The organism is Bacillus paranthracis (assembly GCF_001883995.1).
GTDB lineage: Bacteria > Bacillota > Bacilli > Bacillales > Bacillaceae_G > Bacillus_A > Bacillus_A paranthracis.
On record NZ_MACE01000018.1, the window covers coordinates 413,868 to 433,132 of the forward strand.

A 19,265-nucleotide genomic window follows, 5' to 3' on the forward strand; every position below is an offset into this window, starting at 1 on the left:
AGATAAGTTGTTCTACTTTCCATGTTGTATCTTTCCGATTTCTAAAATAATCTCTTCGTCTTTTTTTCCTTCTGTTTCAATTCCAAGTTGTTTTGCATGTTCAATCAATAGATCATGGCGCTTCTCAAATCTTGCGGTATTTACTTCTTTCGCAACCTCTTCTTTTGTTTTTCCTTCCGTAGAAACCCCTAGTTTATCAGCTGCTTTTTCCATCGACTTCTTCTCTTCAGCTTCTTTCGCTTTCTTCACTTCTAACTGCTGTATTTGCTTTTGCTTCGCCTGCTCTGATTCAGCTGCAAAAGCTGTGTAAATGCCAGCACTTCCGCCAATGACTAGTAAAGTGGTAAAAAGAATTATTTTTTTCTTCACTCTTTCCTCCCCTTTCAAATTCATTATAACGCACATTTTCATAGGATTAAAATCGTTCTCCTTTATTTCCCTAAAAAATTATTGAATATTTTTATTGACATGTGAGACGAATATATGATAAAAATTTAACTAACATCATATGAATCGGCATTGATAGGATTTAGTAGTATTTCGATTTCTGCTTTCAGAGAGCTGGTGGTCGGTGCGAACCAGTACAGAGCGAATTATGAATTACCCCCTGGAGCTTCTTTTGCGAAACGTAAGGAGTAGTGAAAGACGGTTATAGACCGTTATATCTAAAGAGTGGTGAAACGACACTGTTTCACAATTTAGGGTGGTACCGCGAACTTTTCGTCCCTGCATATATTGCAGGGGCGTTTTTATTTTATTAGCGCATATCATACGACCCTTTATTTTGTGATACATTCATTTCACAAGCTAGGGTGGTACCGCGATTTCTTCGTCCCTGCATAATTATATGCAGGGACGTTTTTTTATCCATTCATTTCCGTATCATATTAAAGAAACAACAATTACCGGTAATTTGTCACAAAATTCTAAAATTTAGAAGGAAATAAACAATATTGGCGAATTTTATATAAAAAAGAGCTATTTTAGATTACTTAGGAGGGGAAAACAATGGTTTCAAAAATTGAATCTGTTCTTTTAACAGTATTTATCTTTTTCTGCATTGGCTTTAGTGTTATTCAATTAGAAGTTTCACCACACATCCCAATTTTATTTGGTATCGTTTTTTTATTAGCATTTGGATTTATGAAAAAAATTGATTGGTCTACGATGGAAAAAGGAATGATAAGTAGTATTTCAGCTGGTATTCCATCTATTTTTATATTCTTACTTGTAGGCGTATTAATTAGTGTTTGGATCGCTGCTGGAACAATTCCAACTTTAATGGTATACGGCTTCCAGCTTGTATCCCCAAAAATTTTCATTCCAACTGTTTTTGTTGTTTGTGCAATTGTTGGAACAAGTATCGGTAGTGCCTTTACAACTGCCGCAACTGTAGGACTTGCCTTTATGGGCATGGGTAGTGCTCTCGGATACGATCCTGCTCTAATCGCTGGTGCAATTATTTCTGGTGCATTCTTTGGAGATAAAATGTCTCCTTTATCTGATACAACAAATTTAGCGCCAGCTGTAACGGGTGTAGATTTATTTGAGCATATTCGTAACATGCTTTGGACAACAGTTCCAGCTTTCATTATTGCTTTTATCGCATTTTTCATTTTAGGAAGCGGTACTAGTGGAGACGTTGACTTCACAAACTTCATTAGCACATTAGAGAAAAATGCAACGATTTCTATCTTTACACTTATTCCAATTTTATTACTGTTCCTATTCGCATTTAAAAAAGTTCCAGCAGTTCCAACATTACTTGCTGGAATTATAGTAGGGATCATTATCCTATTTATATTTAAACCTAGTACTTCTTTAACTGATTTAATGAAAATTATGCAAGACGGTTACGTTTCTAAAACGGGTATGAAAGATATTGATAGCTTATTATCTCGCGGTGGCCTGCAAAGTATGATGATGTCAATCGCTCTTATTTTCCTAGCTCTTTGTATGGGAGGATTATTACAAGGAATGGGTATTATTACGCAGCTAATGAATATCATCTCTAGCTTCGTAAAAACTAGCACACGTTTAATTATTTCTACTGCTTCAACTGCAATCGGTGTGAACTTCTTACTTGGTGAGCAGTACTTATCTATCGTTTTAACAGGACAAGCATTCGCTAATAAATATGATGAAGTCGGTTTAGAACGTCGTAATTTATCACGTGTATTAGAAGATGCAGGTACAGTTATTAACCCGCTCGTACCATGGGGAGTAAGTGGCGTATTCTTATCGAACGTCCTTGGCGTTCCAACTTTTGATTACGTTCCATTCGCAATCTTCTGCTTAGCTTGTCCAGTTGTAACAATTATCGTCGGCTTTACTGGATTTGGCCTTTCATGGAAGAAGGAAAAAGCTGTAACACTTTCATAATATATCAAAAAGGATTACCTGAATCGGTAATCCTTTTTATATTTCTCCACTATCTATTTGCTTTCTTTCTTCTAAATAACAGAAGGAATCCTGCTCCAACAAACGCCAAACCTGCTCCAATTGTAGAAACAACACTTGTACCTGTTTTCGGTAAATCACGTTCTTCTTTCTTTTCACTTACAGTTGTTGTTTCTTTTACGTTTTGATTATCCGTTGTAGTTTGTCCAGATCCTGTATTATTACCTTCATCTGTTGGTGGTGTCGTTGGATTTTCTCCATTATTTCCTTCACCTGTTGGTGGTGTCGTTGGATTTTCTCCATTATTTCCTTCACTTGTTGGTGGTGTCGTTGGATTTTCTCCATTATTTCCTTCACCTGTTGGCGGTGTTGTTGGATTCTCTCCACCAGTTTCTTTATCATCATCGTTCTTCTTCGTTATATCAATTGCATATTTAGCAAATTCATTTTCAGATGGTCCAACATATGATATTTTTCCATCTTTCTTTATATACTTTTGTGCATTTGGTGAAGAATCGAATGTTGTATGTAATTTATCGGCAACAATCGGTTTAAACGTCCAATTTTTATCTGCTGCTGGATCAATAACTGGCGTTTCTTGCATATACTTCACAATGATTTGACGCGTTTCATCTTGTGATTGGTATACAACCTCCCCTTTGCTTACACCCGGGAACGTTTGGCTACTTCCACGATAGTTATTTGTAGCGACGATAAACTCTTGATTGTCAGCTACTGGCTTACCTCCATATGTCATATTTATAATACGATTCGTATTAGCATTTATAACTTTTCCATCTTTATCGTATTTCGCTGGTTGTGTTACATCAATTTCGTATTTTAAGCCATCTAAAATATCAAAGTTATATGTAGGGTATCCGATATTTACTAATGGCTGTTCTTCTGTTTTCTTTGGATCAATTTGATTAAACTGACCTGCAGACATTTCAAGCCATTCTTTTACTTGTGCCCCATTTACTTTTACAGCATATAACGTATTTGGATATACATATAAATCTGCCACGTTTTTAATCGCTAACGTTCCAGCTGGAATATCCGTATAATATGTAGCACCGTTTCGGCCACCCGCTTTAAATGGTGCTCCTGCAGATAAAACTGGAATTCCTTTATATTTGCTGTACTGTCCATTTTCAGCAAATAACTTTTCTACATACCATTTTTGTGCATTTGTCACAAGTTGTACAGAAGGATCATCTTGTACTAATGAGAAATAACTATTAATTGGCGCTGTCGTTTTTCCTACAGCAGTATTCACATAATCAATTGTCGCTTGGTGATCATCTTTAATTTCATTAACTAAATTTTGATCAGATTGTACGAGTGGGTTTCCTTTACTATCAGCAATCGGACGAAGTTGCGGCTTCGATTGCTCTTTTTGTACTTCCCATTTTCCATTTACTTTTTTCAATTGCATATCTATAATACCTAAGTTACTTCCAAAGACACCAGGCATTACAACTGGAACACCATTAAATACGTCCTTCACTTCAGTATGTGAATGTCCCATTAATACCGCATCTACACCAGGAACTTCTGTTAAATAATACGATGCGTTTTCCATGCCAACGTTGTAACCACTCTTATCAACACCTGAATGCGCTAGTGCAACGATAACATCGGCACCTTCTGCTTTCATTTTTGGCACCATTTTTTTCGCTGTTTCAACTATATCTTTTGCTTTCACTTTTCCTTCTAGATTTGCTTTATCCCAGTTCATAACTTGAGGTGGAACAAATCCCATTACGCCAATTTTCACTTTTTGTTTTTGACCTGATTCATCTTCTACTTCTTTTTCAAAAACATGATATGGTTTAAAGTAATTTTGATCATTCTCTTCATTATTATCTTTATCATCTTTATAGACGTTCGAGTTAATAACCGGGAATTCTGTTTTACTAATTACTTTGTTTAAATAATCTAAACCGTAGTTAAATTCATGATTCCCAAGAGAGATGACGTCATACTTCATTAAATTCATTAAACGATATAATGGGTGCGTATAACTAGGATCCACAGGCTTCTTCGGATCATTTATTTTATTCGCTACATAATCTCCAAGCGGTGTCCCTTGTAATGCATCCCCATCATCAAACAGGACAGAGTTCTTCGCTTCTTCACGCGCTTTATTCACAAGTGTTGCAGTTTGCACGAGACCTACTTTATTATCGGTTTTCGTTTGATAATAATCGTAATTCATTAAGTTAACGTGAATATCTGATGTTTCTAGAATTCGTAAGTTAACCGTACTCTCCCCAGTTTGCTCATCCGCATGAGCTGTTGCTGGCAATACTTGCGGCGCTATAACACCAATAGCAAGAGTTGCTCCAGCTAGCATTTTTTTTGACTTTTTCACAAAAAATCCCCCTTATACAATTACCAAAGAATAATGAAATGAATTTCTAGCATTCTCTAACCACATACCTTTTTTCTTCTAGTAGATACACGATTTTCATTTCACCCTACGCTAACGAGTAGTCTCCTTAAACGATCCATTAATGGAGACTAGCAATTAACGGGAGATAAAGCTCCCACTATGTAGAATTTCACCTTATCTGACATTATCATATATAATGTACTTTCATATCGTCAATATTTTTTGACATACTTCTACAAATTTTCTGTAAAGTTATTGTAAACTTTTCATAAACATATAATATGCCCTTACATTGTTAATACTGCTGAATATGATACAATTACCAATTACAAGGAGGATGAATTATGAAAAAAGTCATCTTAACAATTGTTTGTCTCCTCCTTCTAATCATTTCTTATTCTTATTTTGAAAAGAACGATGAGACAAAACAAAATGAACCCGAAGAAAAAACAGAAAAAACATCTACTCCAAGTTGGATTGATAAGCAAACAAACGATTCCTTTTATCATCTCGTACTAGGTGATTCGCTCGCCAAAGGATATGGATCGACACAAGGTGGATTTGCTGAATTAGCCTCTAAACAAATAGAAGCACAAATTCATAAACCAATTACTGTAGAAAACCTTGGGATAAACGGTCTTACAACAGATCGTCTCGCTAAAAAGGTTGAATCAGAAGATGTAAAGCAAAAAATTAGAGCAGCCAATATTATTACAATTAACATTGGAGGAAATAATTTATTTCGCTTAAATCGTAATGTCGGTGTTATAGACGGTATTAAAATGTTAAATAAAGAAAAAGCTCATTTTGAAGCGGATGTAAAAAATATTGTAAAGACAGTCCGAGATCAAAATCCGGATGCTTTACTCATTCTTTCTGAACTCTATAACCCGTTACAACTCGATGACTCCATCGCAAGTTATGCAGATATGTTTTTAGACGGATGGAATGAATCCGTTTATTCCATTGCAAAAGCAAATCAACCATCTATCGTTTTACCAATTCGCAAATTAATATCGAATGATAAGAAAGATTTACTCTTTGACCAAGTACACCCAAATGATAAAGGCTATTCGATTATTGCCGATTCCTTTACAAAAAAAGTGTTGGCCTACAAATATTAAAATTCGCATGAAACAATTCTATTTTTATAACATGTCTTTTTTGTTACAATGAGAGTGGAAGGGGGCCTTTATATGGAATCACGCGAGTGGGAACGTATTGTTGATCATCTTCTTTCGCTAGTGCCTCTTTTTTATCGCAAATTTATGCTTCCTGGAGAATTTTCTTCTCAAAGACATATGCCGCCATCACATACACAAGTATTACTGCTTCTGCATGAAAATGGCACATTAGCAGTTTCCGAAATCGGCAAGCGGCTAGCGATTTCACGGCCTAACATGACACCTCTATTAAACAAACTGATCCAAGAAGAACTAATAGAGCGTCATTATAGCGAAAAAGATCGACGGGTCATTTTAATTTCCCTGACAGCTGAAGGGAAATTGTTAGTAAATCAGTATCAACAATTCATTTTAGACAAATTAAAAGAAAATTTCCAAACGTTATCTGAGGAAGAACGTGAAAAACTCATTCACTCTCTTCAAACCATTCAAAATTTAATTTTGAAAACAAACGTATAAAGCTGCTTCTAAATAGAAGCAGCTTTATGATTCGTAATAATTGCCATAGTATACATTTGAATATGGCCATGTCGTTAAATATGGTTTTTGATCTTGCGTAGGTTGTTGCGATGGTATTTGCGGTAGTTGTTGTTGTCGATATAATTCATATTGCCTACTCGTATCATAAACCGGATAATAATTTACATATGGATATACTTGCGGTACGTAATAATAATACATTCATTCTCTCCTCCTTTTTCTTAAACATATTCAAAGGAGAAAATGAGTGTGACACTCTTTATATTTGCATGAGTGGTTCTCTCACTCTTTTCTTTCTGTTCTTCAAACGTAACTTACGGTTCTTTTCATATAAATAATGCACAACGAAATATGAAACTACACCAAACACAACCCCTAAAATCGTCATTCCAATTAATACATACACTTCACTCTGTAATAAGCTCTTTAATATCGTAAAAATGTGACTTGAAAACAAGTCCGATATTGTAAAGGGTTCATGATGTATTTTTTGCACATGAAATGGATAAATCATTTTCCCTAGCGCATACGCAAGCGGAAATAAAACTACTGGGAGAAACGATATTTTTCCAATAATATTGCCAATCACCGCGGCAGGAAAAGATCCCTTTGCTAACCTGACGATTGGATAAAATATTAAATAGACGAGCGATGCTGTATATATAACCAACATCTCTAAACCAAAACCAATCGCAAAACCTAACGATACTTTCTTCGCTCCTTCTGGTGATCGAAGCAACTTATAATATTGAAACTTTAATATTCTCCACATCCGCTGAAAAAACGAATATGTTTTCTTAGTTGTTTTCACTCTCATCATCTCTTTAACTATATTTTTATACCTAGTATGCCCTTACACACCCCGAAAAACAAATTTCATTTCCTCTTTTATTATAGATGATATCGAAATAGTTAACTAAATATACATATGACATTTCAATAAAAAAAATACACCTCCAATTGTTATTTGTGTCTCACAACTGGAGGTGTACATCATTTAGGAAAGCTCTTCTACATTTTTAAATAAACTTACTAATAATGCTTTTTGCGCATGCAATCGATTACCGGCTTGCTCAAATACGATAGATTTTGGCCCATCTATAATTTCGCCTGTTACTTCTTCTTCACGATGGGCAGGTAAACAGTGTAAGAAGCGATATGTTTGCTTCGCATGCTTAACAAGTTCATTATTGATTTGGTATGGTTGAAACAACGTATATTTCTCTTCTTCGCCCTCTTGCCCCATGCTCATCCAAACGTCAGTATAAATGAAATCTGCTTCATTCACCGCTAATTCAGGGTTATGCAAAATTTCAATTTCAGCTCCTGTTTCCTTGGCAATCGCTAACGCTTTTTTTACAATCTCTTCATTCGGTTCATACCCTATAGGCGTTGCAACAGTCATATGCATTCCAACTTTTGCACTCGCTAACAACAATGAATGACATACATTATTTCCATCACCTACGTAAGCCAATTTTATTCCTTTAAATGTATTTGTTTCTTCGTATATTGTCATTAAGTCTGCCAATGCTTGACAAGGATGATGGTCATCCGTTAATCCATTAATAACAGGTATGCTCGATTCTTTTGCAAGCTCTTCTACATCCGCATGTGAGAATGTACGTATCATAATCCCGTCAATATACTGCGATAATACTTTCGCAGTATCTGAAACAGTTTCTCCTCTTCCCATTTGCATCTCTTTTCCACTTAAAAACATACCATGTCCCCCAAGCTGTACCATTCCTGCTTCAAAAGATACACGAGTACGAGTTGAATGTTTATCAAAGATAAGACCTAATATTTTGCCTTGCAGTAAAGGCTCTTGCTTATTCTTTTTTAAATATATTGCGAACTCAATTAAAGAAATAATTTCTTCTTGCGTTAGTTCTTCTAATGTTAAAAGGTCTTTCGTATTTAATTTCGGTACTTGTACAGTTGACATGAAAATTCCCCCTTATATGATTGATACGTTTTTTGTACAAACTACTTTTTTTATCATATATACTGCCTGTTCTAGTTCTTCATTCGTTACAATAAGTGGCGGTAATAGTCTTATAACATTAGGTCCTGCTTGTAATACGAGAAGTCCTTCTTCTTCTAGTTGTTCTATAAAACTTGCAACTTCATGCGTACATTCAATTCCAACCATAAGCCCCTTACCACGTATATTTTGAATACATTCGACATGTCGTAATTCCTCTTGCAACTTCTGTAATACGTACTCGCCCTTTTCCTTTACTTCTTTTAAAAACGATGGTCTTTTAATTATTTGCAATACTTCTTTCGCCGCAGCCATTGCAACATAATTTCCACCAAACGTTGAACCATGTGACCCTGCAGGAAACGATATTCCAAGTTCTTTCCGGCCAATCATTGCTCCAACTGGAATGCCATTTCCAAGCGCCTTAGCAGTAGTAACGATATGAGGTGTTATTCCCATTTGTTCGTAAGCAAATAATGTCCCTGTTCTTCCGATTCCTGTTTGGACTTCGTCTATAATAAATAAGGACCCGAACTTCTTACATAATGCTTCAATCGCTTTCAAAAAAGATAGATCAGCAGGTATGACTCCTCCCTCTCCTTGAACAACTTCTATCATTACTGCCGCAACTTCTTCATTCATTACTTCCTCTAATGCCTTTATATCGTTAAATGGTGTATGTAAAAAAGATGGAAGGAGCGGACCAAATCCTTCTTTCACTTTATTTTGTCCCGTCGCACTCATCGTTCCGAATGTTCTACCGTGAAAAGATTGCTCGCATGTTACGACGAGAGATTTTTCAGTATGCTTACGGGCTAGCTTCAAAGCAGCTTCATTCGCCTCTGCCCCGCTATTACAGAAGAACACATAATCTAATGCTATGTTTTCTGTTAATAATGACGCGACTTCTTCTTGTAAGCTGTTTGTAAACAGGTTAGATATATGCCATATTTCATGCAGTTGCTCTTGTACAGCTTTCATAACAGTAGAATGACAATGTCCTAAATTACATACACCGATTCCTGATGTGAAATCTAAATATTGCTTACTGTTATTATCAATGACTTTCGTTCCTTTTCCCTTTACAAACTCAATCTTTCTTCTCCCATACGTTTGAAAAAGATGACTTGTCATGCAATACTCACACCCCTCGTTACCGTCGTTCCGATACACTCACCTGTAACCTCGGTAAAATCCTTCATCCCATTTACGATACTAATCTTTTGCACTCCCATTTTTAATGATGCTAGTGCTGCCTGTACTTTCGGAATCATCCCACCGGTAATAACACCGTTTTCTATAAAATTAACAATCTCAAATTCGTCGGTTTTCTTTACTAACTTTCCTTCATGCAATACCCCATCTACATCTGTAATAAAAATGAGTTCTTTTGCAGATAATGCGGCCGCAATCCCAGCTGCAGCGGTATCCGCATTTATGTTATAAATCTCATTATCATTTATGCCGACCGGAGCAATAACAGGAATATAATTCATATTTATTAATCCTTTTAGTAAGGCCGTTTCGACATACCTTACTTCTCCCACATATCCTATCTCCTCACTGACAGGTTGAACTTGAAGTAGATTGCCGTCACATCCTGAACAACCTACCGCTCGTAAATTATGCTTTTGTAAATTCATTACGAGTTTTTTATTCGTACTTCCACATAACACCATTTGAACAACATCCATAACTTCTTTTGGTGTTACCCGTAATCCATCTCTTTTTTCTACGTTGATGTTACAATCTTTTAATTGGGCATCAATTTCTGGGCCACCACCATGAACAATCACTACTTTATACTTCTGTTGTAATTTCTTTATGCAATCAAAAAACACATCATTTAATTGATCCAACATACTACCGCCGCATTTCACTACAATATAATCGCTCATCTTCCCTCTCCTTATGTACGATAACAAGCGTTTATTTTCACATATTCATAACTTAAGTCACAGCCCCAAGCTGATCCGGTCTCTTCACCTAAATGTAAATACACATCAATGACTATTTCATCTTCTTGTAATCTCTCTTTCATTTCCTCTTCAGAAAACATTTGAGGTTCACTATTTTTCAGCACAACGATAGATTGAAGAGTAATATCAATTGTATTTGGATTAATCGCTACTTCACTTTGTCCAATGCTGCTAATAATTCGCCCCCAGTTTGGGTCTTCACCATGTATTGCTGTTTTCACAAGACTCGAACCGACTATTTGTTTTGCGATTTTCTTTGCCTCTTCATTCGTTTGAGCTCCTAGCACATTTACTTCTATTAACTTCGTAGCGCCTTCACCATCTTGTGCAATTTTTTTTGCTAAATCTTCACATACCTTCTGTAAGGCAAATATGAAAGTTTCCCAATCTGCATGTTCCATATCGATTGGTTTCGTTTCTGATAATCCACTTGCCATAGCGATGACCATATCATTCGTAGAAGTATCGCCATCCACCGTAATTTGATTAAATGTATGATTCGTTATTTGTGATAATGCGGTTTGCAATACGTCATGCTCTATATGAGCGTCTGTCGTAATAAAACTTAGCATCGTTGCCATATTTGGATGAATCATCCCTGAACCTTTCGCAACACCAGCAATCATCACTTTCTTTCCATCAATCATCATCTCATAGCAAGTTTCTTTCGTTATAAGATCCGTCGTTAAGATTGCTTCAGAAAAAGAATGAGCTTCATTTTCTTCCTTCGCCGGGATAAGAGTTGCAATTCCCTTTCGGATTATATCCATCGGCAACGGAACACCAATTACACCTGTTGAAGCTACTGCAACATAATTTTCTTTCACTCCAAAATGTTCCGCCCCTAATGCACGCATCTCGTATGCATCTTGTAATCCTTTCATCCCTGTACAAGCATTTGCATTTCCACTATTGACGATAATAGCTTGTAATTTCCCCTCAGTCGTTATACTATCCTTCGTTACTTGCAAGGGGGCTGCTTGTATTTGATTTGTTGTATAAACAGCAGCACATGATGCTGGTGTATCACAAACGATTGCCCCTAAATCCTTTTTCTCCTTTTTCAAACCAATTGCATTGCCAATGGCCGAGAAACCTTTTGGAGTTACAATCGAACCATTTTCTACTTTTGTAATAGACGCTACTTTAATCATCATGTCCCCCCTTATAGATAAAGCGGCATATGTTGTAAACCTGTTGTTTCTTCTAGTCCCGCTATTATGTTTGCATTTTGAATTGCTTGCCCAGCCGCACCTTTCATCATATTGTCTATAACAGAAACGACTGTCACTCTTCCTGTTCTTTCATCGTAAGCTATCCCCATATCACAATAATTTGAGCCCCTCACTTCTTTCGGACTTGGAAACTCTCCTTGCAGACGAATTCGAATGAAAGGCGATTGTTCATACGTTTCTTCATATAATTTTTGAAGTTGTTCTATTTCCATTTCTCGTTTTACTTTCGCATAAAGTGTAACCATAATCCCCCGTGATATCGGTATTAAATGTGTACTAAACGTGATTGGCTTCGTTTCCCTATTCCACTCCGCAAGCATTTGCTCAATCTCAGGAACGTGTTGATGCTCATTTACTTTATAAATACGCAAGTTATCGTATAACTCAGGAAAGTGAGTCATCGTTGTTGGCGTTTTTCCTGCTCCAGATACTCCTGATTTCGCATCAATAATAATCGAATCTTCTTCAATTATGCCGCTACGAACTAATGGCAATGTCGCTAATAATGCAGCTGTAGCAAAACATCCTGGGTTTGCAATTAAATTTGCATTTTGAACCTCGGACCTTTTCCATTCACTTAGCCCATATACAGCTTTACTAAGAATTTCTTCTTTTGCAGCTGCCCTTTTGTACCACTGTTCATATATGAAAGGATCTTTCATACGAAAGTCTCCAGATAGGTCAATTACTTTTAAACCTACTGCTAATAATTTTGGAGTTAGCTCTGCTGATACTCCTGCCGGGGTTGCCAAAAATACAATTTCTGCTTCTTTCACTATTTCCTCCGCATCAATTTCTTGTAACGTATGAACAAGAACATTTTGAAAATGCGGATATACATTTGTTATACACTCGCCAACTTGTGAAAAAGAATGGAGAGATGTTATCGAAAAATATGGATGTTGCTCTAATAACCGAATTAATTCAATACCTCCATACCCAGTTGCTCCAATAATCGCGACCTTCATATGCTCCTCCTCATATCGATTCTTTAAATTAAGTATGATTATAATATTGTATATTTATAGAGTCAATTAAATATTTATAAATTTTACAAACTTAAAAAACTTAATTTTACTAGAAAAATAATATGCACAACCGAATTTTTATACAAAAATAGTGCATAGTAGTTTTTTTATTTCACTTCAAGTACAATAAAACAATACATACGTACATACAGGCGAGGAAAACATGAATGAAAAATTAATTGAGAAAATGATTATAAAAAGTTTTCAGCAATATCAATGTAGTCCTATGTCAAATGAGGATCAGGAAATGCTTGTTAAACATATTCAAGCAATAATTCATTCAAATACTAAAATTGATGTATACGAGGCAGTTGAGGATATCGTTTACGATTATGTGACTGGAAAATAAAAAATAGGAGATTTCCATATGGAAATCTCCTATTTTTTACTTAATGATTTACCTGCAACACGCTCAAATAAACCTGGGAATAAAGCATACAGTTTCGGACCAATGCCCATCCATTTCGGTAAATTTACTTCACGCTTTTTCGTTTGCATTGATTTTACAATTTGCTCTGCTACATATGTTGGTTTTAACATGTATCGTCCCATATTTTTCACATATGTACCGGATTGATCAGCTATTTCAAAAAAGTTTGTATCTATCGGACCTGGATTAATCGCTGTTACGAAAACATTCGTACTAGACAACTCCATGCGTAAACTATTCGTAAATCCTAGTACTGCATGTTTCGTTGCTGCATACGCACTCGATTTCGGCGTTGCAATTTTCCCAGCAAGTGAAGCAATATTAATAATATGCCCTTCGTTTCTTTTCACCATATAAGGTAGTACCGCTTTCGTGCAAGCTACTAATCCAAATACATTTACTTGGAACATATCTTTCACTTCATCCATTGACGCATCTTCAAACGTTTTAAAAATACCAAATCCCGCATTGTTTACTAATATATCAATACGTCCTACCTCTTGTAATACTTTTGAAAAAACAGATTGTACTTCCGTCTCTTCACTTACATCTAATACATAATAATAGCAAGGCGTATTATAAGTTTCTTTAATTTTGTCTGCTAGCGCTTTTAATTTCTCTTCTGTTCTAGCCATTAATACTGGAGTCGCCCCCTGCTCTGCAACTTGCATTGCAACTTGCTCTCCAATTCCACTAGAAGCACCTGTAATGACGATTACTTTATTTTGTAAACGTCCCGTCATTGCTGTCACCTACTTTGCATAATAAATCAATTGTTGCGAAGATTCATCAATCATCACTTGTTGATTATATGCTAAAAAGTCTAATTGTCCAACCGTTTCTGAAATAGTAAGTGGCAATTGTTCCTTATACAATACCGGAAATAGTTTTACACATACTTCAAATGCTGTCATTGGTTTTTCCTTTAATAACTCAAGCACTTTAAATGCACGTGTTTCTTGCTTTTGTAATCTCGTTTCAATAAGTTGTTTCACATGGAGAACATCTTCTCCATGTCCTGATAAAATGCGCGAAATATTCATTTCACTTAAACGCTTTAACGTTTGATTATATTGTAATAACGGGCGCGCCCTTTCTGTTTGTCCTTCATATGGTGGTTCTAATATTGGATTCGAAGAAATATGACTAATGAGAGCATCCCCTCCAATTAGTATTCCATCAGATTCTCTATATAATGAAATATGAGTGGAAGCATGACCTGGTGTTTCAATTACTGTAAAACCAGGCATTGAATCAATACGATCTCCCTCTCTCACAGTATGCGTTAACGATCTATTACAAGAATATTTCAATGTCCTTGTCGTCAATAACGCCTCGTCTTTCAAAAACGCTGCTGGAACACCAAATTGCAAGGCTGTCTCTCTAAAAAACTCATGATACCGCTTTAAAAACTCTGGATTTTGCGTAATCCACGGCTCGTTCCAAGGATGTCCAATAATGTTCGTTTTCTCAGAAAATATATTTAAAAGCCCACAATGATCCGCATGATGATGCGTAATGACTACTGTTTCAATATCTTCTAGCCCATATCCTAATGCACCTAATTGACTCTCTAACGCACTTCTTGCCTCCTCTGTATTCGTCCCTGTATCAATTAATGTTAATGTCTCCCCCTCAACTAAAAACACATTTACAGTTTCAACTGCAAATGGCACAGGAATCTCCATTCGGTGAATCGCCGTCATGCTTAGCCCCCCTGTCTCTTTCCGGTTCAAAAATGAATACTTCTTCAGTTTACAACTTCTATATATATTTGTCATTATTTTCAGATAAAAAGAGGTGTTTCCTATTTAAAAACGAATGTATGTACATTTATAAGAATTTCTAACCAAATTTAAAGGAGGAACATCATGTCTATTCAAAACATTTCCTTTCTCGGTGCAGGCTCTATTGCTGAAGCGATTATTGGTGGCTTATTACATGCAAACGTTGTGAAAGGCGAACAAATTACCGTAAGTAATCGTTCTAACGAGACAAGGTTGCAGGAGCTACATAAAAAATATGGCGTCAAAGGAACACATAATAAAAAAGAACTACTTACTGATACAAATATTCTTTTTCTAGCCATGAAACCAAAAGATGTTGCAGAAGCGCTTACCCCTTTTAAAGAAGACATACATAATAACCTGCTTATTATTTCGTTATTAGCAGGTGTTTCTACTCATTCAATTAGAAATCTACTTCAAAAAGACGTTCCGATTATTCGTGCCATGCCAAATACATCTGCAGCTATTTTAAAATCAGCTACTGCTATCTCGCCTTCTAAACATGCAACAAAGGAACATATTCAAACTGCCATAGCTTTATTTGAAACGATCGGTCTCGTCTCTGTTGTAGAAGAAGAAGATATGCATGCTGTCACTGCATTATCTGGAAGTGGGCCTGCTTATATTTATTACGTAGTAGAAGCGATGGAAGAAGCCGCAAAAGAAATCGGTTTAAAAGAAGATGTTGCAAAGTCACTTATTCTTCAAACAATGATTGGTGCTGCTGAAATGCTAAAAGCAAGTGAAAAACATCCTTCTATTTTGCGAAAGGAAATTACTTCTCCTGGTGGAACGACCGAAGCAGGCATTGAAGTATTACAAGAACATAAATTTCAACAAGCACTTATTTCCTGTATTACACAGGCAGCGCAACGATCACATAACCTTGGGGAAACGTTAGAACAATTAACAAAAGAAAAATAAAAAATGGAGCTCAATCTTACTTGAGCTCCATTTTTTTATAAACATATATTGTTTAGTTATTCGTCTTCCCAAAAATCTCTTCTTGCAGACGACGACCAGTCGGTGTTGCTGCAAGTCCACCTTCAGCTGTTTCACGAAGTGCTACTGGCATCGTTTGTCCAATTCTAAACATCGCCTCAATTACTTCATCACATGGAATCGTACTCGTTACACCAGCTAATGCTAAATCAGCTGAAATCATCGCATTTGCAGCTCCTGCTGCATTACGTTTTACGCAAGGTACTTCTACAAGTCCTGCAACAGGATCGCATACTAAACCAAGCATGTTCTTTAATGAAATTGCCATCGCTGTAGCTGCTTGGTCTTGTGTTCCACCAGCCATTTCAACTGCAGCTGCAGCTGCCATTCCACTTGCTGAACCAACTTCAGCTTGGCATCCTCCCGCTGCACCAGAAATACAAGCGTTATTCGCAACAACCATACCGAAAGCTCCCGCTGTAAATAAGAATTCAATCATTTCTTCACGTGTAGGCTGCAATTTTTCTCTTAGTGCAAATAGTACACCTGGCACTGTTCCAGCAGACCCTGCTGTTGGTGTTGCACAAATAATTCCCATCGCTGCGTTTACTTCATTTGTTGCAACAGCTTTACTCACTGCGTCCAAAATCGTATCTCCAGATAAGCCTTTTCCACTCTTCATATACGCCTGAACTTTTACAGCATCTCCACCAGTTAAACCAGTTGGTGATTTCACTCCGCGAATACCACGTTCTACCGCTTGCTCCATCACGACTAAGTTCTTTTCCATACCAGCAATTACTTCTTCACGTGAAATACTTCTTGTTTCCATTTCACATTGAATCATAATTTCTGCGATTTTTACATTTTGTTCTTTAGCTTGCGCCACTAGTTCCGCTGCGTTCCGAAACATGGTGTGTCCCCCCTGCAATTATTCCATAATAGTTACTTGACAAATATTTTGTTGCGCTTTTATTTCTTCAATCACTTCATCTGCTAATATTTCATCTGTTTCGATGACCATAAGCGCTCTTCTTCCTTTTTCCTTACGAGAAACACTCATTGTACTAATGTTAATCTCGTGTTTCGCAAGGATTGAAGCTACTGCTGCAATAGCACCGAAGCGATCGTTATTTACAATAAGTAGTGCTGGACTCGTGCCTGATAATTGAAGATCGAATCCGTTTAATTCTACAACTTCAATTTTACCGCCACCAATTGAGCAAGCAACAACTTCAATTTCTTCTTCACCTTTATACAAACGAATTCTCGCTGTATTTGGGTGAGGTGCATTGGCATCCTCTTCAATAAATTCCACTTCAATTTCGCGCTCTTTTGCTATCTCTAGCGCCTCTGGAATACGTAAGTCATCTGTTTCAAACCCTAATATCCCACCTATTAGCGCTACATCTGTACCATGCCCACGATACGTTTTTGCAAATGATCCATATAATGAAATGCTTACTCTTTCTGGTTCATGACGAAACAGCTGGCGAGCAACTTGCCCCATTCTTGCTGCGCCTGCTGTATGTGAACTTGATGGACCAATCATAACTGGACCGATAATATCAAATACTGAGCGATACTTCATCATAACTCCCCCTAAACCTCTATGAAAAAATTTTTTACTATTCTATTAAGCTACCAAATCGGTTGCTTTTCCAGTTGTACTACGAATTTGTTCCGCTATACGAATTGGATCGTTTTTGAATAACAGTGAAGCGATATATCCTGAAATAATACCAGTTATAATATGAAATAAGAAACTTAGCATTACCTTCATTTACACATAATATAAGATAATCTACAGTAAAGTCTTGTAGCAATCCAAAGTTTAACACAGAACCCCTTACAAGCATAGCATAAACAAGTGAAACGCCCATTGCTTTCATACCTTTTGATGCCTTAAAGCTAAAAAGTGAAAAAGGCTTCATACAAATAATAGTAATGTCCTTCCTATTATAATTTCCATGTTGCCCTCTCACAATTTATTCAACTTCACTTGTTATGATAAACGTCTCAAACACATGTAGCCTACAGTAAATTATAATCTGTCCTCATTATAGCTTGTTTTTAATAAAACGCTTACTTTTAATGAATTTTAAAAGTTCTGAATAACAATCCATTTTTGCTATTTGTACTACTTGTATGTCGTCCGACTTATATAACAGTTTTTCTAAACAATCGATACTATGTTGTTTCATCTTATATCTTTACATCATTAAAACTTTCTGTTTCATCCTATATAAGCGTAAAATGATAACAGTTTTATTTTTATTTTTTTTTAGAAATAAAAAAATGGCAACCTTTCGTCACCATTTTTTCACAACATTATTATCTGTCCACTGGAAATGATTTTAAATCTGTAGCTATTTCTGTATTAGAAAATAGCTCTCTTGCCTCTTTCAATAATTCCTTATATGTATCCCCTTGATAACGAGAACTAATATGAGTTAATATTAATCGTTTTGCATTTGCCTGAAGTGCAATACTTGCAGCTTGCTTAGATGTGGAATGAAAATAATCATAAGCTTGTTGTTCATCTTCTGCTGCAAAAGTTGCTTCATGAACAAGTACGTCAGCGTCTTGTGCTAGCTCTCTACTCGCTTCACAATATCTCGTATCACCTAAAATGGTAATAATTCTTCCCTTTTGAGGTGGGCCGATAAAATCTTTTCCGTTTAGTATCGTACCATTTTCCAATTCAACCACTTCTCCATCTTTTAAACGTTTAAAGAGTGGACCTGGTTTCACGCCCATCTCCAGCAATTTATCGACTAAAAGGGCGCCTTGTATATCTTTCTCTATAATACGATACCCAAAACATTCAATACCGTGTGACAATCTTTTCGTTTCCACATGAAATTCATTATCTTCAAACACAGTACCTTCTTCTGTTATCTCAACAATTTCAAGCGGGTATTTTACATGTGTCGTACTTACTGATAATGCGACTTCAATAAATTGTTTAATTCCTTTTGGTCCATACACTGTTAAAGGTGTAGTCCCTCCTTGGAACGAACGGCTTCCTAATAAACCAGGCAATCCAAAAATATGATCACCATGTAAATGCGTAATAAATATTTTTTCAATGCGGCGTGGACGTACTGATGTATGTAATATTTGATGTTGTGTCGCCTCGCCACAATCAAATAACCAAGTCTGTCCTCGTTCTTCTAACAATTGCAAAGCAATTGCTGAAACGTTCCTTCCTTTCGAAGGAACACCTGCACCAGTTCCTAAAAATACAAATTCCACTTTCTTTCCTCCAGCTCTTTATATAATCTACCTTTCATCTTACGGAATGTTATTTCAAATGGCAAATCGAATTTACATAACCAATCATCTAGACAACTATATATCACGAACGTTATACTCAAAAAACTTAGCAATCGTTCGTGTTTTATGTTAAAATGAT

The 19,265-nt window shown here is 36.3% G+C and carries 20 protein-coding genes and 1 other annotated feature; of the genes, 5 read left to right on the forward strand and 15 right to left on the reverse strand.

Features of this window, described 5'->3' with window-relative positions:
• Positions 1-12 precede the first annotated feature (12 nt).
• On the reverse strand, positions 13-369 hold the full coding sequence (locus BAQ46_RS08290) for a hypothetical protein (RefSeq protein WP_000726889.1): 357 nt from the start codon (positions 367-369) through the stop codon (positions 13-15).
• Positions 370-510: 141 nt separating this feature from the next.
• Positions 511-731: a binding site (T-box leader), on the forward strand.
• A 277-nt stretch (positions 732-1,008) separates the two neighbouring features.
• Here BAQ46_RS08290 and nhaC point away from each other — a divergent pair.
• Positions 1,009-2,382 carry a Na+/H+ antiporter NhaC gene (gene nhaC / locus BAQ46_RS08295; RefSeq protein ID WP_000253748.1) on the forward strand — a complete coding sequence of 458 codons (1,374 nt, stop codon included), beginning with the start codon at positions 1,009-1,011 and terminating at the stop codon, positions 2,380-2,382.
• 49 nt (positions 2,383-2,431) lie between these two features.
• Here the strand turns inward: nhaC and cpdB are convergent, their stop codons facing one another.
• Positions 2,432-4,774, reverse strand: a complete 2,343-nt coding sequence (gene cpdB, locus BAQ46_RS08300; protein ID WP_071741829.1) for a bifunctional 2',3'-cyclic-nucleotide 2'-phosphodiesterase/3'-nucleotidase — start codon at positions 4,772-4,774, stop codon at positions 2,432-2,434.
• Positions 4,775-5,139: 365 nt separating this feature from the next.
• On the opposite strand from cpdB, the gene BAQ46_RS08305 reads away from it, so the two are divergent.
• Complete coding sequence (locus BAQ46_RS08305; RefSeq protein WP_071741830.1) at positions 5,140-5,919, forward strand: GDSL-type esterase/lipase family protein; 780 nt, start codon at positions 5,140-5,142, stop codon at positions 5,917-5,919.
• Between the two features lie 72 nt (positions 5,920-5,991).
• Positions 5,992-6,438: a MarR family winged helix-turn-helix transcriptional regulator gene (locus BAQ46_RS08310; RefSeq protein ID WP_000445819.1), complete on the forward strand. Its 447-nt coding sequence runs from the start codon at positions 5,992-5,994 to the stop codon at positions 6,436-6,438.
• 24 nt (positions 6,439-6,462) lie between these two features.
• On the opposite strand, the gene BAQ46_RS08315 is transcribed toward BAQ46_RS08310, so the two are convergent.
• The 7 genes from BAQ46_RS08315 to argC all read right to left on the reverse strand — a co-directional run bounded on the left by BAQ46_RS08315 (position 6,463) and on the right by argC (position 12,628).
• Positions 6,463-6,660 carry a hypothetical protein gene (locus tag BAQ46_RS08315; RefSeq protein WP_000291952.1) on the reverse strand — a complete coding sequence of 66 codons (198 nt, stop codon included), beginning with the start codon at positions 6,658-6,660 and terminating at the stop codon, positions 6,463-6,465.
• Positions 6,661-6,718: 58 nt separating this feature from the next.
• Complete coding sequence (locus BAQ46_RS08320; RefSeq protein WP_002028428.1) at positions 6,719-7,279, reverse strand: DUF2062 domain-containing protein; 561 nt, start codon at positions 7,277-7,279, stop codon at positions 6,719-6,721.
• Between the two features lie 177 nt (positions 7,280-7,456).
• A complete protein-coding gene (gene argF / locus BAQ46_RS08325) occupies positions 7,457-8,407 on the reverse strand; it encodes an ornithine carbamoyltransferase (protein WP_000108891.1) in 951 nt (316 codons plus the stop codon).
• Positions 8,408-8,419: 12 nt separating this feature from the next.
• Entirely contained in the window at positions 8,420-9,580 is a 1,161-nt protein-coding gene (gene argD, locus BAQ46_RS08330; RefSeq protein WP_061132222.1) for an acetylornithine transaminase, read from the reverse strand.
• Entirely contained in the window at positions 9,577-10,344 is a 768-nt protein-coding gene (gene argB, locus BAQ46_RS08335; RefSeq protein ID WP_001286784.1) for an acetylglutamate kinase, read from the reverse strand. The genes argD and argB overlap by 4 nt, the downstream gene beginning before the upstream one ends.
• Before the next feature lie 11 nt (positions 10,345-10,355).
• On the reverse strand, positions 10,356-11,579 hold the full coding sequence (gene argJ / locus BAQ46_RS08340; RefSeq protein ID WP_061132221.1) for a bifunctional glutamate N-acetyltransferase/amino-acid acetyltransferase ArgJ: 1,224 nt from the start codon (positions 11,577-11,579) through the stop codon (positions 10,356-10,358).
• A gap of 11 nt (positions 11,580-11,590) precedes the next feature.
• Entirely contained in the window at positions 11,591-12,628 is a 1,038-nt protein-coding gene (gene argC, locus BAQ46_RS08345) for an N-acetyl-gamma-glutamyl-phosphate reductase (RefSeq protein WP_071741831.1), read from the reverse strand.
• 223 nt (positions 12,629-12,851) lie between these two features.
• Here argC and BAQ46_RS08350 point away from each other — a divergent pair, with 223 nt between their 5' ends.
• Positions 12,852-13,037 (forward strand): YqzH family protein, encoded by a 186-nt coding sequence (locus BAQ46_RS08350; RefSeq protein ID WP_001003229.1) that lies wholly within the window; start codon positions 12,852-12,854, stop codon positions 13,035-13,037.
• Positions 13,038-13,066: 29 nt separating this feature from the next.
• Here the strand turns inward: BAQ46_RS08350 and BAQ46_RS08355 are convergent, their stop codons facing one another.
• Positions 13,067-13,861, reverse strand: a complete 795-nt coding sequence (locus BAQ46_RS08355; RefSeq protein ID WP_000147804.1) for an SDR family oxidoreductase — start codon at positions 13,859-13,861, stop codon at positions 13,067-13,069.
• 9 nt (positions 13,862-13,870) lie between these two features.
• Positions 13,871-14,824 (reverse strand): MBL fold metallo-hydrolase, encoded by a 954-nt coding sequence (locus BAQ46_RS08360; protein ID WP_071741832.1) that lies wholly within the window; start codon positions 14,822-14,824, stop codon positions 13,871-13,873.
• Positions 14,825-14,989: 165 nt separating this feature from the next.
• Between BAQ46_RS08360 and proI the strand changes: the two genes are divergently transcribed.
• A complete protein-coding gene (gene proI / locus BAQ46_RS08365) occupies positions 14,990-15,829 on the forward strand; it encodes a pyrroline-5-carboxylate reductase ProI (RefSeq protein WP_000027256.1) in 840 nt (279 codons plus the stop codon).
• A gap of 52 nt (positions 15,830-15,881) precedes the next feature.
• Here proI and sdaAA read toward each other — a convergent pair whose 3' ends face one another.
• The 4 genes from sdaAA to rnz all read right to left on the reverse strand — a co-directional run bounded on the left by sdaAA (position 15,882) and on the right by rnz (position 19,105).
• Positions 15,882-16,760, reverse strand: a complete 879-nt coding sequence (gene sdaAA / locus BAQ46_RS08370; RefSeq protein ID WP_000489462.1) for an L-serine ammonia-lyase, iron-sulfur-dependent, subunit alpha — start codon at positions 16,758-16,760, stop codon at positions 15,882-15,884.
• Between the two features lie 18 nt (positions 16,761-16,778).
• Positions 16,779-17,438 carry an L-serine ammonia-lyase, iron-sulfur-dependent subunit beta gene (sdaAB, locus tag BAQ46_RS08375; protein ID WP_000877446.1) on the reverse strand — a complete coding sequence of 220 codons (660 nt, stop codon included), beginning with the start codon at positions 17,436-17,438 and terminating at the stop codon, positions 16,779-16,781.
• 45 nt (positions 17,439-17,483) lie between these two features.
• The gene (locus tag BAQ46_RS30410) at positions 17,484-17,621 is read right to left on the reverse strand and encodes a hypothetical protein (RefSeq protein WP_154214285.1); all 138 of its coding nucleotides are present in this window, start codon (positions 17,619-17,621) and stop codon (positions 17,484-17,486) included.
• A gap of 560 nt (positions 17,622-18,181) precedes the next feature.
• A complete protein-coding gene (gene rnz, locus BAQ46_RS08385; RefSeq protein ID WP_000397443.1) occupies positions 18,182-19,105 on the reverse strand; it encodes a ribonuclease Z in 924 nt (307 codons plus the stop codon).
• Between the last annotated feature and the right edge of the window lie 160 nt (positions 19,106-19,265).

Coding starts and splice junctions, on each gene's coding strand:
- nhaC (WP_000253748.1), top strand. CDS start 1,009: ATGGTTTCAAAAATTGAATCTGTTCTTTTAACAGTATTTATCTTTTTC.
- BAQ46_RS08305 (WP_071741830.1), top strand. CDS start 5,140: ATGAAAAAAGTCATCTTAACAATTGTTTGTCTCCTCCTTCTAATCATT.
- BAQ46_RS08310 (WP_000445819.1), top strand. CDS start 5,992: ATGGAATCACGCGAGTGGGAACGTATTGTTGATCATCTTCTTTCGCTA.
- BAQ46_RS08315 (WP_000291952.1), bottom strand. CDS start 6,660: ATGTATTATTATTACGTACCGCAAGTATATCCATATGTAAATTATTAT.
- BAQ46_RS08320 (WP_002028428.1), bottom strand. CDS start 7,279: ATGATGAGAGTGAAAACAACTAAGAAAACATATTCGTTTTTTCAGCGG.
- argF (WP_000108891.1), bottom strand. CDS start 8,407: ATGTCAACTGTACAAGTACCGAAATTAAATACGAAAGACCTTTTAACA.
- argD (WP_061132222.1), bottom strand. CDS start 9,580: ATGACAAGTCATCTTTTTCAAACGTATGGGAGAAGAAAGATTGAGTTT.
- argB (WP_001286784.1), bottom strand. CDS start 10,344: ATGAGCGATTATATTGTAGTGAAATGCGGCGGTAGTATGTTGGATCAA.
- argJ (WP_061132221.1), bottom strand. CDS start 11,579: ATGATTAAAGTAGCGTCTATTACAAAAGTAGAAAATGGTTCGATTGTA.
- argC (WP_071741831.1), bottom strand. CDS start 12,628: ATGAAGGTCGCGATTATTGGAGCAACTGGGTATGGAGGTATTGAATTA.
- BAQ46_RS08350 (WP_001003229.1), top strand. CDS start 12,852: ATGAATGAAAAATTAATTGAGAAAATGATTATAAAAAGTTTTCAGCAA.
- BAQ46_RS08355 (WP_000147804.1), bottom strand. CDS start 13,861: ATGACGGGACGTTTACAAAATAAAGTAATCGTCATTACAGGTGCTTCT.
- BAQ46_RS08360 (WP_071741832.1), bottom strand. CDS start 14,824: ATGACGGCGATTCACCGAATGGAGATTCCTGTGCCATTTGCAGTTGAA.
- proI (WP_000027256.1), top strand. CDS start 14,990: ATGTCTATTCAAAACATTTCCTTTCTCGGTGCAGGCTCTATTGCTGAA.
- sdaAA (WP_000489462.1), bottom strand. CDS start 16,760: ATGTTTCGGAACGCAGCGGAACTAGTGGCGCAAGCTAAAGAACAAAAT.
- sdaAB (WP_000877446.1), bottom strand. CDS start 17,438: ATGAAGTATCGCTCAGTATTTGATATTATCGGTCCAGTTATGATTGGT.
- BAQ46_RS30410 (WP_154214285.1), bottom strand. CDS start 17,621: ATGCTAAGTTTCTTATTTCATATTATAACTGGTATTATTTCAGGATAT.